The sequence below is a fragment of the Brevibacterium sp. CFH 10365 genome (assembly GCF_009299785.1).
GTDB lineage: Bacteria > Actinomycetota > Actinomycetes > Actinomycetales > Brevibacteriaceae > Brevibacterium > Brevibacterium limosum.
Genome location: NZ_VIGO01000004.1, coordinates 220,258 through 233,661, shown reverse-complemented (window position 1 = coordinate 233,661; position 13,404 = coordinate 220,258). Strand labels below are relative to the sequence as shown.

Below are 13,404 nucleotides of genomic sequence, written 5' to 3'. Positions count from 1 at the left end.
CAGAGGTAGTCAATGTCTTTGCTCCGTCGAACCAGTGCGCTCCTTGTGGGCGCAAGTCTCCTGCTCATCAGCGCCTGTGCTGGTCCCTCGGATGCGTCCGACGATGGCCCCTCGGCGAACGGATCCGAGACCCGTATGGTTGCAACCGAACAGGGAGAGGTCGAAGTTCCCGAGGACCCGAAGAAGGTGGTCGTGCTCAACTACGCCCTCACCGGCTATCTCTTCGACCTCGACGTGCCGGTCGTCGCCACGACTCCCGAGGTGACTGAATCCGACGGGGAGTTCTCACCGTTCTGGTCTGAGAAGGCCGAAGCTCAGGGAACCGAGTTCCTTCCGTGGAGCAACGACGGATTCGACCTGGAGGCCATCATCGCGGCCGATCCTGACCTCATCATCGCCGGAGGCATCGGGTTCCCGCTCAAGCATGCGACCGATGCCTACGACAGGCTGCAGGAAGTGGCGCCCACGGTGCTCGTGTCCGGAGACAAGCAGACCTGGCAGGACCAGTTCTCCTTCATCGCCTCCGACGTGCTGGGCCGAGAGGCGGACTATGAGAAGCTCGAATCCGCGTATGAGGATCGAGTCGCCGAGGTGCAGGACAACATCTCGATCCCCGAGGGTGAGATCTCCATCCTCACGCTCGACAGCAAGGACGCGCCCTACATCCTCATCGAGGACAAGAGCCTGTCAGCGGAGCTCGAACCGCTCGGCTTCACGACTGCTCCGCTGTTCGAAGAGAACGACATCGAACCCTACACTGCGGGCGGAGACATGTTCGGGCCATCGCTCGAGGTGCTGCCCGACGTCCTCCGCTCCGAGACGGTCTTCGTGGTCGGCTTCAACAATGCGAGCATCGGCGTCGACGACCTCAAGGACGAAGCGCCGTACGATCGCGTCCCTGCCTTCGAATCCGGTCAGGTCCACGACCTCCCGTACTGGTCGATGCGCGGCGACTACGACGAGGCGATGGCTCTGCTCGATATCGTTGAGGAGATGTTCCCCGCGACGCAGTGACGACGAAGGCGATCAGGAATCTGTCGACGGCGGATCGGTCGACGCGTCTTCCTCGTCGGCGTTCTCATCTTCCTCGCGGTTCTCATCATCAACGGTGTCGTCGGAGCGACCGAAATCGTCGGTGTCCACCTTGTCGAGGTACTCCGACGAGGGTGCGGCACCGGCACTGTGATCGAGATTCTCCGTAGCCTTGCGCATGCTGTCTGCAGTGCTGCCTTCGGCGCTGTCTTCGGTCGACATTCTGGTCACCTTTCGCTGGAGAGCGCGGATGGATGATCAGTCTACGTGGGGCCCGTGCCGAGCGGCACCCCTTTCGAGTCGCCTGAAACAGTGTCAGCATAGGTTCATACACTCGATAGAGAAGGGATGATCGTGATGAGCGATTCCAGCGAAGACGAGAAGGAACCGACAAAGGTCCCCGAGGAAGCCAAAGACGATGTTGCGGAAAAGCCTGGCACGGATTCCGCGTCGAAGCAGCACGAGGATGAACTGGTCGATGAGTGGGAGGAAGAGTCGTTCCCCGCGAGCGATCCGCCAGCACACTACTGACTCCCGAGATCGCAGGGCCCGGCACCGAAGCATAGGTGCCGGGCCCTGCGCCGTCGCGCTGATCCTTCTTAGGCGGGCTGTGAGTCCTCGGAGTCTTTCTCAGCGGCCAGCGTCTCCACCATCATGTGGTGAACTCCCTGACTCTCAGCGCCACAGGGCAGGTCACAGCAACCGCCATCCCTCGATCTTCGACGACTCGGGTCGCCAGTCTCAGGAGCACTTTGCAGTGCTGAGCGGCGGCCAAGGGAGTACGAGTCGTCGATGCGATGGATCCCTTCGGCAACCTCGGTGAGAGACATATCCGCGATCCTTGAAGCGGCGGCGGTTGAGGACGGGTGAGAGCCGCGCGCTGGATCGGTCGACCACGCTCATAGGGACGTCTCGACCTGCTTCTTCGGCGGACATAGCGCCTCCTCGACTGACGAGCAGATCAGCTTGCGGTCCACGTTAGATTGAGGCATCACACCCCTCAGCCGCTGCAGGTCACTCACAGAGAGCAGACGCGGACCTCGTGTATTCGAAGTCCGCGCCCGTGAGGTGTTCGCCCTCTTCGGTGCTAGTTCCGTTCTGTGGTGTACCGCCTGCCCTGATCGAACAGCGCTCCGATGACGACCAACATGCCCGCGGCCACGAGCACCCAGCCGACTCCTACAGTGGAATTCGTCGGCGATGAAACGACCAACGACAGGGCGCCGAGCGGTGCCAGGCCGCCAGCGACGGCTGTGCCGATCTCACGTGCAGTGCCGACTCCGGCAGACCGCGATTCCGGTGGGAACTGCCGGGACAGGAACGAACCCTGGGCGGAGAACATCATCGGGGCCAGCACACCGGTCCCGATCGCGATGGCCACGTAGACCAGGAGCGTGCTCGAGTCCTGCAGCAAGGCGAGGAAGGCGAAGGCGAACACCATCGACAGCGCACCGCCGCCCATGATCACCGTCTTCGAGCCGAATCGATCGCAGGCCTCGCCGAAGAGCGGGACGGTGACGATGGCGACGAGACCTGCGACCATGACGGCCCCGGAAGTGACATTCGCCGAGACGCCCTGAAATTCGTCGAGGTAGGCCAATGAGAACGTCTTGAAGATGTAGCTGAGTGCGTTGTATCCGATGGCGATGACAAAGACCACGAGCAGCGGTCGCCAATGGTGGACGAAGACATCGGAGAACTTCGGCTTCACCTTCTCCTCGTTCTCGACCTTCTCCTCGAACTCCGGCGACTCGGGCAATGAGGAACGGATCCACATGCCGACGCCTACGAGGACGATGGAGATGATAAATGGAATCCGCCAACCCCCGTTCATGAGGAACTCGTCTCCGTTGAGCGTGAGGAGGAAGATGGTGGCCGAGGACAGAACGAGGCCAATGTTGAGTCCGAGCGCCGGCCAAGACCCCTGACGTCCTCGACGACCGGCCTGAGCATGCTCATAGGAATTGACGGCGGCCGAGGCGTATTCGGCTCCGGCTCCCATGCCTTGGAACACCCGCAGGGTGACGAGCAGGATCGGCGCCCATGTGCCGATGGTTGCGTAGGTGGGGAGAAGACCGATACAGAAGGTGGAAATGCCCATGAGGGCGAAGGTGATGACAAGCACCTTCTTTCGGCCTAGGCGGTCACCGAGGTGGCCGAAGACGATGCCACCGATGGGGCGAGCGATGAACCCGACGGCGAAGGTGGCGAAAGCCGACAGAGTGGCTACCTGGCTGTCTCCTTCAGGGAAGAAGATCGTGCCGAATACGATCGATGCCATCGTGGCGTAAAGGTAGAAGTCGAACCATTCGACAGTGGTGCCGACGATCGTGGCGACGGCGACTTTGCGCAGACGCTTTTTCTCGTCCTGAGGGCTTTCGTTGAGGAAGCGGCGCGGATTGCTGTTCGCCTCGTTGCGAAGAGTGGTCATGAGGGTCAGTCGTCTTTCTGTGCTGTGGTCTGTGATGAGGGATTGAGGCCGTGAGTTTCGGCGACGACGTCGAGGATGTGCTCGGCGATGGCCATCGATGAGGTGGCTCCTGGCGATGGTGCATTGCGGATGAGCGTGGCGCGGCCTTGCTGTTCGATGACAAAGTCGTCGATGAGCTCACCGTCTGCATCCATGGCCTGCGCACGGATGCCTCGGGTGATGGGCTTCGAGACGGCGCCCCGCAAAGATGGCACGTATTCGGCCGCTCCGGCGAGGAACTTCTTCCGGGAGAGCACAGCGGCGAACTCGTGCACGGCCGCCTTCATGTTTCGGGCTGCGAACTTCCAGAACGCAGGGTCAGTCGCCACTCGGAGGCTGTCTTTCACCCCGATCTTCCAACCTGGGTAGTTCTCGCGTCCGAAGGAGAGGAACGCGTTCGGTCCGACTAGCATCTCCCCATCGACACGTTTGGTCAGGTGCACGCCCAGGAAGGGGTAGGCCGGATCGGGCACAGGGTAGACGAGGCCGTTGAGGATGGTGCGGTGCTCCGGTGCCAACTGGGAATACTGCCCGAAGAACGGAATGATCGTCGGGTGGGCGGCGCCGCCGGCCATCTTGGCGACCTGGTCGGACTGCAGCCCCGCGCAAGCGATGACGAAATCGAAGTATTCCCTGCGTTCCGAAGGTCCGCCTCGGCGGCTCGAGCCGTCCGTCGTGGTGATAGTGCACCCGTTCGGTTGGATGTCGATGTCGATCACTTCGGTGTTGAGGCAGACGGTGCCGCCGCTGCTGCGGACGTCGTCGACGAACGAGCGGGCGATCTCTGCGTAATCGGTGATCGCGGTGTGAGGAGAGTGCAGGGCGAGACGCCCGACGGAATTGGGTTCGATCTCTCGGATCCTTTCAGGTCCGATGAGTTCGACATCCGGCACGCCGTTGGCAACTGCGCGTTCGAAGATGCTGCGCAGGCGCTCTTCCTCCTCGGGGCGGAGTGCGACGACTATCTTGCCGCATTCATCGTAGGGGAGCCCCTTGGCGGCGGCGTAGCCACGCAGCAGATTGACCCCGCGCCGGCACAGACGTGCTTTCAGGCTGCCGGGCTCGTAGTAGAGGCCAGCATGGACAACCCCGGAGTTGTGGCCCGACTGATGGGCGGCCACATGATCGGCCTTCTCGAAGACGGTCACCGAGGCGTCGGGAAAGCGCTGGGTGATCTCGCGAGCGACCGCGGCCCCGTTGATTCCGGCGCCGATTACGGCGAATGACCGTCCTGTGCGCTGATTGTGTTCTGTCATCTTCATTCCGTTCCTTTCGGAGCGGCGCAGTGAGAGCCGCACCACATGATCATCCTGTGTAGCTTAACAGCTTGCATGTAGCATGCAACTAGCATTTCAAGGATCCGAACTGTGCCCATTGCGGGAGAGCGTAGAGCGGACGTCCGGTCAGATCATAGGAGCGCCTGTACGGGTGGCGACATCTTCAAGCGGTGATCCAGGCGAGCCGAGTGTGCAGATCGCGTGCGCCGAACTCCGGCCGTCGTCGAGTCTCCTGGCTGATGAGGATCTCGGCGGTGTTGAAGATGTGACGACGCATCGCCGCTGCGGCCGCATCAGGCTCGCGCGCCATGATCGCTTCGAATATGTCGACATGATCGGAGAAGCACTCCTGGCACGAGCGCGAGGTCGGGACTGTGCCCACCCCGGTCTGGAGGACAATGTTGCGCTGTTCGTGCAGTACCTCCGCGGCACGGGCGTTGCCCGCCATCTCGAGCACCGCGGAATGGAAGTCGCGATCGGCTCGGAGCGTCGCCTCGGGGTCATCGGTTTCCGCCGCGATCCTGAACTGTGCGAAATGGTCGTCGAGGTTCTTCCGCGCCTCCGCGGCGTCGCTCAGCGCGGCCTTGCGGGCGAGGGGTACTTCGATGATCATCCGCAGTTCGAACCCGTCGATGAGCGAGTCGATGTCGGTTTCGAGGATGCGGATGCCGCGGTTCGGCTCGATGCTCACGAGTCCGAGGCGGGCGAGTTCAGCCGTGGCTTCTCGCACCGGGGTGCGGGAAACGCCGAGCCATTCTCCGAGTGCGGTGGCTGAGTGGAGGCTTCCGGAGGGCAGCTCGCCGTCGACGATGGCCTGACGCAGCCGTTCTGTGGTCTGTTGGGTCAGTGTCGGCCCACGGTTGACGATCGACATGCTTCGATTCTGCCACGTCAGTGCGGCGGTGCCGATCGGCGGGCGGCGGAGTCGGGTTTCACGGGAGCCCGGACAGCTAAAGGGACCGGCGAGGATTGTCAAGACTGTTTACAGAGGTCTCCGCACAATGCCAGGCTAAGAAGACCGCGCACAGCGCGGCGGGTCCCCGCGGGGTCCGGACAGACGAACACAGATGCTGAGGAGGAACAAGGGATGAACCACAGTCACTTGCGCACGGTCTACGAGAGCGGCGGTCCATATGCCACGGTCTACCTTGAGGGTCGTACTCCTTCAGCCGATGCCGAGACGCAGCTGCGCCTGCGCTGGTCGGAGCTGCGAGACCAGCTGTCCGAAAGCGGGGCAGGGGAGTCTCTCCTCGAGTCCATCGATGCGATCATCCTCGTCGATGAACCCACCGAGGTGCACACGGACGGTCGGACCATCGTTGCGAACTCACAAGGAGTTCTGCTGGACGAACACTGGGACGCGGCGCTGGGAGATGGCGACGCGGCGCACTACGGAGACGTCCCCGAGCTCGGAGCCTACCTCCGCCAGGAGTGCAGACAGTTCGACGTCGTTCTCGTCATCGCCGGGCAGGATGGTGCGGCCGTCCGTGAGCTGAGCGTGACTCCGGATCGCGAACGCACCGAGAACGAGTCGGTCCACGTGACCGGCGACAACGACGAAGACATCAACAAGCCGCGGCGAGGAGCGTACTCGCACAACCAGATCCGGCGCCGCGTCGACGAGATCATCAAAGCGAACGCCCGCAGCGTGTCCGACTTCGTCGATCGGCTCATCACGGAGAACGCGCCTGATGCGGTCGTGCTGGCAGGAGAAGTGCAGGGCAGAACTGTCGTCAAGGCCGAACTGTCCGTGAGGGCCGAAGAGCTGCTTCACGAGATCTCAGAAGGCGGCAACGACGATGACGGTGCCGAAGAGGCGATCGATGTGGCGGTGCGAACACTCGTGACCAGACTCGCCGGCGAGCGCGAGGCCGAGAACTCCGAACGGCTGGCCGAGAGCAAGGCCCACGACCGTGCGGTCGAAGGCCACGCCGAAGTCGCGAAGGCAGTCGAGCGCGGTGCGGTGGCGACCCTGCTGCTCGACGACGCCGAGGCAGCAGAAGGCGAAGCAGGCATCATCGCCCAAGCTGTGCTGTCCTCAGCAGAGATCGGGCTCAGTCATGAGCCGATGCCCGAAGGCATCGCTGCGATCCTCCGCTACGACGTCGGCGCTGCGCTGGCGGACTGAGACGCAACTATCTGCTGGTAGATAGTAACCAAAGAGTTAATAAACTGTGTAGGGTTGGTCCATGACAGCCGATCTCGGCAGGCCGGAAGGACCCTCTGATGAATCGCCCGACGAAACGCTCGACCCCGCACAACTCGAAGTCGCCCGGCGACGAAGTCATCCGACAGACCCGGACCCCGCGCCGCGTCCTCGTGCTCGGGGCGACCGGCTACATCGGCGGTCGCCTTGTGCCTCGCCTGCTGCAGGCCGGTCACGAGGTGCGGGCGGGGGTGCGGCGACCGGAGAAGCTCAAGCAGGTCCCATGGGCGGCTGACGTCGACGTGAGAACCGTCGACCTCGACACCGGTCGCGGTCTCGATGACAGCCTCGACGGCATCGATACGGCCTATTACCTGGTGCATTCCATGGGCTCCGGTGGGGACTTCGAGGCGGCCGAGGCCGAAGCGGCCAGGCGCTTCGCCAGCGCGGCCGCCTCTGCCGGCGTGCGCCGCATCGTCTACCTCGGAGGGCTTCATCCGGAGGGACGTGAGCTGTCGAAGCATATGCGCTCACGGGCGAACGTCGGCCGCATTCTGCTCGACTCCGAGGTCGACGCGATCGTCTTCAACGCCGGCATCATCATCGGCTCCGGCTCTGCTTCGTTCGAGATGGTTCGCCATCTCGCTCTGACCTTCAGGTGGATGCCGGCACCGGACTGGGTGGCCAACCGTGTCGAGCCGCTGTCGGTGCGTGACGCGCTCTACTATCTTCTCTCCGCCGCCGATGTGGAGGGGGCGGTCAACCGCTCCTTCGATATCGGTTCGCGCCAGATCCTCACCTATGCCGACGTGATGCGGGCCTTTGCCGCCGTCGCGGGGCTCAAGCCCCGTCATGTCATCGCACTGCCGCTTCCCGCGCCGACCCTGTCAGGCATCTGGGTCGGACTGGTCACTCCGCTGCCGTTCGCTCTCACACTGCCGCTCGTCCAGTCTCTGCAGGAGGATGCGGTGGCCTCGTCGCACGAGGTCGATGAGGTCATCCGGCCGCCCGAATCCGGTCTCATCGAATTCGGCGACGCCGTCCGGCTCGCATTGCGTCGTGAAGTCGAAGGCGCGGTGGATACGAACTGGGACGCCGACGCCGGTGGGCTCGACGAGGCGGCCCAGCCGCTGCCCAATGATCCGCAGTGGTCGGGCCGGCGCATCTTCACCGATGAACGGTCGACGACGATCGCAGGTCTCTCGACCGCCGAGGTGTGGCCCGTGGTCGAAGGCGTCGGCGGATCCAACGGATGGTACTCCTGGCCGCTGGCCTGGAGGGTTCGCGGGATCTGGGACAAAGCAGTCGGAGGCGCCGGCCTCAACCGGGGTCGACGGCTGCCGGACACCCTGCGCATCGGCGATCCCGTCGACTGGTGGAGAGTCGAACAGCTGGAGCGGAACTCTCGTCTGCTGCTGCGGGCCGAGATGAAGGTCTCCGGCCACGCCTGGCTCGAATTCACTCTGACAGACTCAGCCGGAGGCTGTGAGTATCACCAGACAGCGACGTTCATCCCCACCGGAGTGCGCGGTCGCATCTACTGGGCCCTCGTCGCCCCGTTTCATCGGTTCATCTTTCCCGCGATGGCGAAGAACATCGCCGCCGAGGCACGGCGTCGTATGCGACGGTGAATGATCCCCGGATCAGCGGGTGATCAGGGGCTTTCTGTCAGCATCGATGCGAAGCCGTCCCGATAGGTGGGGAAGCTGAGTTCGCCCACGAGCGAGCGGAAGCCACACCCGTCGATTCGTCTGCCGCCCGGCCTCTCGTTCTCGACATGGCCGGGAACGGAAACCCCGAGACGGTCGGCGATGAAGGCGGCGACATCCCCCAGCTGAGCAGGCAGGGAGTCGACAGCGTGGACCAGCCCCGGCGGTTCCGGGGTGAGGGCCAAGCACTCGAGGCCCCGAACGAGGTCGTCTCGGTGAACGCGGTTCGTCCACCGCTGATGATTGAGTTGCCGCCCGTGCCTGACGGTGTCGATCAGGCGGGTGCGGCCCGGACCGTAGATGCCTGCTGGACGCAGGATCGTGAGGGCGTCGAAGAGTTCCGCCGCCTCGGCTTCGACTGCGGCGATGACTTCACCGGGCCCGGGCGCTGGGGCGATCGGAGCGTCTTCGGTGATCACCTGCGTCGGATCCTCGGCGAGGACGCGCGTGGAGGAGACGAGCACGACTCGGCCCGGCTGTGACTCGAGCACGCGGGCAAGTCCCCTCAGCCCGTAGAGGTACGAGTGTTCGTATCCGGCCCGGGTCGGCTCGTCCGGGGTGAGAGTGATGACAACCGCGTCAAGATCGACCAAACGCGAATCGCTGCGGACAGGGACTTCTGCATCACTGCGGCCCGGAGCTCCGAGACGGGAGAGGTCCATGCTGATGGTCTCGAATACATCGGGAAGATCGGCGACACGGCGGCGCAGCCCGATCACGTCGTGCCCCTGGTCGACCAGCCGCAGGCCCAGCCGCGTGCCCAGGTCTCCGCATCCGGCCAGAAGAATCCTCCGGGGTGTCGACGTGCTCATTCCGCCTCGCTCTTCATGCGGTCATAGGCAGCTAACGCCGCCTGACGCGACGTTCTGAGATCGACGATCGGCTCGTGGTCTCGCTCTGCCGGAGCGAGGCCGCCCGGGCCGTGTCCCAGCCACCGGTTGACGTACTCTCCATCTGGGTCGAAGCGCTCGCGCTGGCGTTCGGGATTGAAGATCCGGAAATACGGTGCCGCATCGGCTCCGCAGCCGGCCACCCATTGCCACGACACCGGGTTGTTGGCTTCATCGGCGTCGACGAGCGTGTCCCAGAACCACTGTTCGCCGTGCCACCAGTGGACGAGCAGATTCTTCGTCAGGAAGCTCGCCGTGGCCATCCGCACCCGATTGTGCATCCACCCGGTCTGCCACAGCTGAGCCATGCCGGCATCGACGAGTGGGATCCCGGTCGTGCCATCTTGCCAATGCTCGAGCGCCTCGGGGTCGTCCTCGTAGGGGAAGCGTGCGAATTCCGGTCGCATCGGCTCGGTCTCGATGTTCGGCAGGTGGTAGGTCAGGTGCCAGGAGAACTCTCGCCAGTAGAGCTGTCGGATCCATGCGTGCCGATCGTCTTCGCTCACCTCCGGTACGTCCAGTGCAGTGGCCAGCAGCTGCCGCGGGGAGAGTTCGCCGAAGCGCAGTCGCGGCGACAGGCCCGACGTGCTGTCGGGGTCGGCCGGGACATCGTGCGACTCGGCGTAGTCGTCGATGGCCTCGCTCAGTTCCTGCAGTCTCCGGAGAGCCTCCCGGCATCCGGGGTTCCAGTGCTCGGCCACGGTCGTGCGCCACCATTGCGGAGTCCGAGCCGAAGCGAAATCGCCGGAGCCCGTATCGGTCCCGTCGAGCAGACCGAGACCGTCGAGGCTGCGCACCCAGTGGTGCCCGTCCAGGGATTTCCGTCGAGCTTCGGACAGAGGCTTCTGTTCGGCAGGCGGCGGGAGGACGTCGCCGACCGTGCGATCGCGGACGGCTTTGAAGAACGGAGTGAAGACCTTGTAGAAGTCTCCGCCCTGCGGGCTGATCGTCCAGGGTTCGACGAGAAGCGCACCGCAATGGGAGTGCGCCGGACACCCGGCATCGGTCAGCCGCGTCTTGATCAGCGCGTCGAGGTCACGGGAGGCCGGTGCGTAGCGGCGCGACCAGCGGACGGCATTGACCTTCAGGTCCGCGGCGGCTCGGGGGACGATGTCCGCGGCAGAGCCGGCGGCGAAGATCAGCGGGATCCCGAGCTCCGCGAGTTCTGACTCCAGGGCGAGCAGAGACTCGTGTGCCCACCAGCGGGCGGCTCCGCCCAGCGGTCGGGGGCCCAGTCCGTCGTCGTCGCGGCACTCTCTGATCCAGAGGCCGATGACCTGACCGTCGGCGCGGGCGGCCGTCAGTGCCTCGTGGTCGTCGACGCGCAGGTCGTCGCGGAACCAGACGAGGGTCAGGTGCTCACGGTCGTGGCTCACCGGCAAGCTCCGTTCACAGCTGCTTCGCCCAGTCGGCGTTGCTCAGCGACAGCTCCTCGGCCATGCCGTCGAGGAAGCGGATGACGGCATCGCGTTCGCGGCTGGTGAGGTGGGCGGCGGCATGGATTCGTCTGGCCTGGGCGCGTCCCACGGTCTCTCGCGCCGAGCGCGCGGTCTCCGCGGTGACGTCGATGGCGTATGCCCGACGATCGCTGGGGTGCAGCTTCCTGATGACATGTCCCTCCCGCTCCAGGCGATTGATCAGCTTCGTCACCGAGGCCGCCGACATGACCATGTGGGCAGACAGCATCTTCGGGGTCACAACCGCGTTCTGCCGCTTCGCTGCGATGAGATAGTGCAGCGCACGCATGTCCTGTTCGCTGAGCTTCATGAATCTGCGCGAAGCCTCGGAGAGGGTGCGCTCGGCCTCGCGCAGTCGGGCAAGCGCGTTCATGAGCTGAGCGATCTGCTCGCGGTCGGCGTTCGACAGGTCGGAGGAGTCGATGAGGTCGCCGGGAAAGCTGTTCTGCGATCCGGTGTACATGTTCTCTGTGATCGGGTCGTGAGCGCCCGCGGCCTCCGATGGCTCCATGCCGCAATCCTACTGATTCCCGCCCCTCGAGCGTAGAAGAATAACTCTCCGCATATAGTACACCAAAGTGTAGTATATGCGGAGAGTTATTACATCGTGAGGATGTCAGCTGCTGGTCGAGTAGACCTGCTGCGAACCTCCGGTGCGGACGCGATTGCGGCGACGGGTCTCAGGGCTCGTGCCACGGGAGTCTGCGGTGCGGCGGCCGGCCGACTGGCCGGTGCGCGCACCTGAGGTCTGATTGCCCGAGCGGCCTCCCCGGCCGGTCTCGCGGCGGCGACTGCCTTCGCCGCTGCGGCTGTTCCGACCAGTGCGACCGGACTCGCTGTTGCGCGAATTCGTGCGAGTGCTCTCCCCGGCGCCGTCGCGGCCAGCGCTTCCACCGCGGCCGCCGCGACCGCCTCGGCGACGGCGTGAGGAACGACCACCGGACTTCGCCGGTTCGGTCTTCTTCCGCGGCTGGATGGGTTCCTTCGGCTGCGGTGCGACGTACTCGGCGATCTTACCGACGAGTACGGTCACCTCGGGGGAGTCGGCGGTGACCTTCTTCGGGGTCGCCTTGATGGCGGCCTTGCGCAGCAGGACCTGGGTGTCCTTGCGCTCATCGGGCGTCATCACGGTGACGACATCGCCGGCGCTGCCGGCCCGCGCGGTGCGACCGGAACGGTGCAGGTAGGCCTTGTGTTCGGTCGGGGGATCGACATGGACGACGAGCTCGACGGAATCGACGTGGACGCCGCGGGCGGCGATGTCCGTGGCCACGAGCACCTTCGCATCACCATCGGTGAACGCGGCGAGGTTGCGGTCGCGCGCCCCCTGGGACAGGTTGCCGTGCAGATCGACGGCGGGGATGCCGGCGGCGGTGAGCTGTCGGGCGAAGCGCTTGGCCCGGTGCTTCGTGCGGGTGAAGAGAATGCGGCGACCCGTGCCGGAGGCGAGTTTGTGAACCAGCGCGTTCTTCTCGTCGACCGAGACCTCGAACACGTGGTGGGTCATGGCCGAGACGTGGGAGGTCGCCTCGTCGACGGAGTGGAGGACCTCGTTATGGAGGAAGCGACGGACGAGCTTGTCGACGTCGTTGTCCAAGGTGGCGGAGAAGAACATCCGCTGTCCCTCGGTCGGGGTCTGCTTGAGGATGCGGGTGACTCCGGGAAGGAAGCCGAGGTCGGCCATGTGGTCGGCCTCGTCGAGGATGGTGACCTCGATGTGCTCGAGCGTGAGGATGTCCTGCTGCAGCAGGTCCTCGAGGCGGCCGGGGCAGGCCACGACGATGTCGACGCCGGCGTTGAGCGCGGTCTCCTGTCGGCGCTGCTTGACGCCGCCGAAGATCGTCGTCGTCCTCAAGCCCACGGCCTTTGCCAGCGGGTCGATGACCTCGGTGATCTGGGTGGCGAGCTCACGAGTGGGAGCGAGGACGAGTCCGCGCGGATGGCGACGCTTCTGTGAACCCTTGCCGGACTCAGCCAGACGAGCCACGAGGGGAATGGAGAAAGCCAGGGTCTTGCCGGACCCGGTCTTGCCGCGACCGAGCACATCACGACCGGCCAAGGTGTCGGGCAGAGTGTCCTGCTGGATCGGGAAAGCAGAGGTCTTGCCTTCACGATCAAGGGAGTCGACGAGTTTCGCCGGAACACCGAGGTCGGCGAACGACGTCGGTGCGGGGGTGGCCTTCTTGGCGCGGTTGTCGGTGCTGCGGGTGTTGGTGTGTGTCTGTGACGTGGTGATGGGATGGCCCTTCGACGTGCCGGAGGGCGTGCCTGTGCCGTGAATAGGTGGCTGGCAGCCGCTTCCGGTCATGGAATGAGCGCTGTCGGCGCTCTCGATCGCCGAGAGAAAACGGCTTCGGAAACATGCGCGGGTATCTCACCCAGCTGCAGTGACGAGGCGTCCTGACGACGCAGGGAACCCGAGA

Annotated in this window: 12 protein-coding genes; 4 read left to right on the top strand and 8 right to left on the bottom strand. The window is 64.6% G+C overall.

What is annotated here, in order from left to right:
- Nucleotides 1–135 precede the first annotated feature (135 nt).
- Entirely contained in the window at nucleotides 136–1,014 is an 879-nt protein-coding gene (locus FHG09_RS09665) for an ABC transporter substrate-binding protein (protein ID WP_227492673.1), read from the top strand.
- Nucleotides 1,015–1,026: 12 nt separating this feature from the next.
- On the opposite strand, the gene FHG09_RS09660 is transcribed toward FHG09_RS09665, so the two are convergent.
- Nucleotides 1,027–1,254: a hypothetical protein gene (locus FHG09_RS09660; protein WP_152347438.1), complete on the bottom strand. Its 228-nt coding sequence runs from the start codon at nucleotides 1,252–1,254 to the stop codon at nucleotides 1,027–1,029.
- Nucleotides 1,255–1,389: 135 nt separating this feature from the next.
- On the opposite strand from FHG09_RS09660, the gene FHG09_RS19815 reads away from it, so the two are divergent.
- A complete protein-coding gene (locus FHG09_RS19815; protein WP_193627342.1) occupies nucleotides 1,390–1,563 on the top strand; it encodes a hypothetical protein in 174 nt (57 codons plus the stop codon).
- 556 nt (nucleotides 1,564–2,119) lie between these two features.
- Here FHG09_RS19815 and FHG09_RS09655 read toward each other — a convergent pair.
- The 3 genes from FHG09_RS09655 to FHG09_RS09645 form a co-directional block, all read right to left on the bottom strand.
- Nucleotides 2,120–3,463: an MFS transporter gene (locus tag FHG09_RS09655; protein ID WP_152347437.1), complete on the bottom strand. Its 1,344-nt coding sequence runs from the start codon at nucleotides 3,461–3,463 to the stop codon at nucleotides 2,120–2,122.
- A gap of 5 nt (nucleotides 3,464–3,468) precedes the next feature.
- A complete protein-coding gene (gene lhgO / locus FHG09_RS09650) occupies nucleotides 3,469–4,764 on the bottom strand; it encodes an L-2-hydroxyglutarate oxidase (protein WP_227492672.1) in 1,296 nt (431 codons plus the stop codon).
- Nucleotides 4,765–4,942: 178 nt separating this feature from the next.
- Complete coding sequence (locus FHG09_RS09645; protein WP_152347436.1) at nucleotides 4,943–5,653, bottom strand: GntR family transcriptional regulator; 711 nt, start codon at nucleotides 5,651–5,653, stop codon at nucleotides 4,943–4,945.
- 213 nt (nucleotides 5,654–5,866) lie between these two features.
- Here FHG09_RS09645 and FHG09_RS09640 point away from each other — a divergent pair, with 213 nt between their 5' ends.
- On the top strand, nucleotides 5,867–6,907 hold the full coding sequence (locus FHG09_RS09640) for a Vms1/Ankzf1 family peptidyl-tRNA hydrolase (protein ID WP_152347435.1): 1,041 nt from the start codon (nucleotides 5,867–5,869) through the stop codon (nucleotides 6,905–6,907).
- A gap of 98 nt (nucleotides 6,908–7,005) precedes the next feature.
- Complete coding sequence (locus tag FHG09_RS09635; protein ID WP_152347434.1) at nucleotides 7,006–8,556, top strand: SDR family oxidoreductase; 1,551 nt, start codon at nucleotides 7,006–7,008, stop codon at nucleotides 8,554–8,556.
- Between the two features lie 23 nt (nucleotides 8,557–8,579).
- Here FHG09_RS09635 and FHG09_RS09630 read toward each other — a convergent pair whose 3' ends face one another.
- The 4 genes from FHG09_RS09630 to FHG09_RS09615 form a co-directional block, all read right to left on the bottom strand.
- On the bottom strand, nucleotides 8,580–9,446 hold the full coding sequence (locus FHG09_RS09630) for an NAD-dependent dehydratase (RefSeq protein ID WP_152347433.1): 867 nt from the start codon (nucleotides 9,444–9,446) through the stop codon (nucleotides 8,580–8,582).
- Nucleotides 9,443–10,900 carry a cryptochrome/photolyase family protein gene (locus FHG09_RS09625; protein WP_193627341.1) on the bottom strand — a complete coding sequence of 486 codons (1,458 nt, stop codon included), beginning with the start codon at nucleotides 10,898–10,900 and terminating at the stop codon, nucleotides 9,443–9,445. The genes FHG09_RS09630 and FHG09_RS09625 overlap by 4 nt, the downstream gene beginning before the upstream one ends.
- Nucleotides 10,901–10,913: 13 nt before the next feature.
- Nucleotides 10,914–11,492: a MarR family winged helix-turn-helix transcriptional regulator gene (locus tag FHG09_RS09620; RefSeq protein WP_152347432.1), complete on the bottom strand. Its 579-nt coding sequence runs from the start codon at nucleotides 11,490–11,492 to the stop codon at nucleotides 10,914–10,916.
- A gap of 105 nt (nucleotides 11,493–11,597) precedes the next feature.
- Nucleotides 11,598–13,289 (bottom strand): DEAD/DEAH box helicase, encoded by a 1,692-nt coding sequence (locus FHG09_RS09615; RefSeq protein WP_152347431.1) that lies wholly within the window; start codon nucleotides 13,287–13,289, stop codon nucleotides 11,598–11,600.
- Nucleotides 13,290–13,404: the final 115 nt, after the last annotated feature.

Excerpts from the sequence above, each read along its gene's own strand:
- FHG09_RS09635 (WP_152347434.1), top strand. The coding sequence starts at position 7,006 with ATGAATCGCCCGACGAAACGCTCGACCCCGCACAACTCGAAGTCGCCC.
- FHG09_RS09645 (WP_152347436.1), bottom strand. The coding sequence starts at position 5,653 with ATGTCGATCGTCAACCGTGGGCCGACACTGACCCAACAGACCACAGAA.
- FHG09_RS09640 (WP_152347435.1), top strand. The coding sequence starts at position 5,867 with ATGAACCACAGTCACTTGCGCACGGTCTACGAGAGCGGCGGTCCATAT.
- FHG09_RS09660 (WP_152347438.1), bottom strand. The coding sequence starts at position 1,254 with ATGTCGACCGAAGACAGCGCCGAAGGCAGCACTGCAGACAGCATGCGC.
- FHG09_RS09665 (WP_227492673.1), top strand. The coding sequence starts at position 136 with ATGGTTGCAACCGAACAGGGAGAGGTCGAAGTTCCCGAGGACCCGAAG.
- FHG09_RS09615 (WP_152347431.1), bottom strand. The coding sequence starts at position 13,289 with ATGACCGGAAGCGGCTGCCAGCCACCTATTCACGGCACAGGCACGCCC.
- lhgO (WP_227492672.1), bottom strand. The coding sequence starts at position 4,764 with ATGAAGATGACAGAACACAATCAGCGCACAGGACGGTCATTCGCCGTA.
- FHG09_RS19815 (WP_193627342.1), top strand. The coding sequence starts at position 1,390 with ATGAGCGATTCCAGCGAAGACGAGAAGGAACCGACAAAGGTCCCCGAG.
- FHG09_RS09655 (WP_152347437.1), bottom strand. The coding sequence starts at position 3,463 with ATGACCACTCTTCGCAACGAGGCGAACAGCAATCCGCGCCGCTTCCTC.
- FHG09_RS09620 (WP_152347432.1), bottom strand. The coding sequence starts at position 11,492 with ATGGAGCCATCGGAGGCCGCGGGCGCTCACGACCCGATCACAGAGAAC.
- FHG09_RS09630 (WP_152347433.1), bottom strand. The coding sequence starts at position 9,446 with ATGAGCACGTCGACACCCCGGAGGATTCTTCTGGCCGGATGCGGAGAC.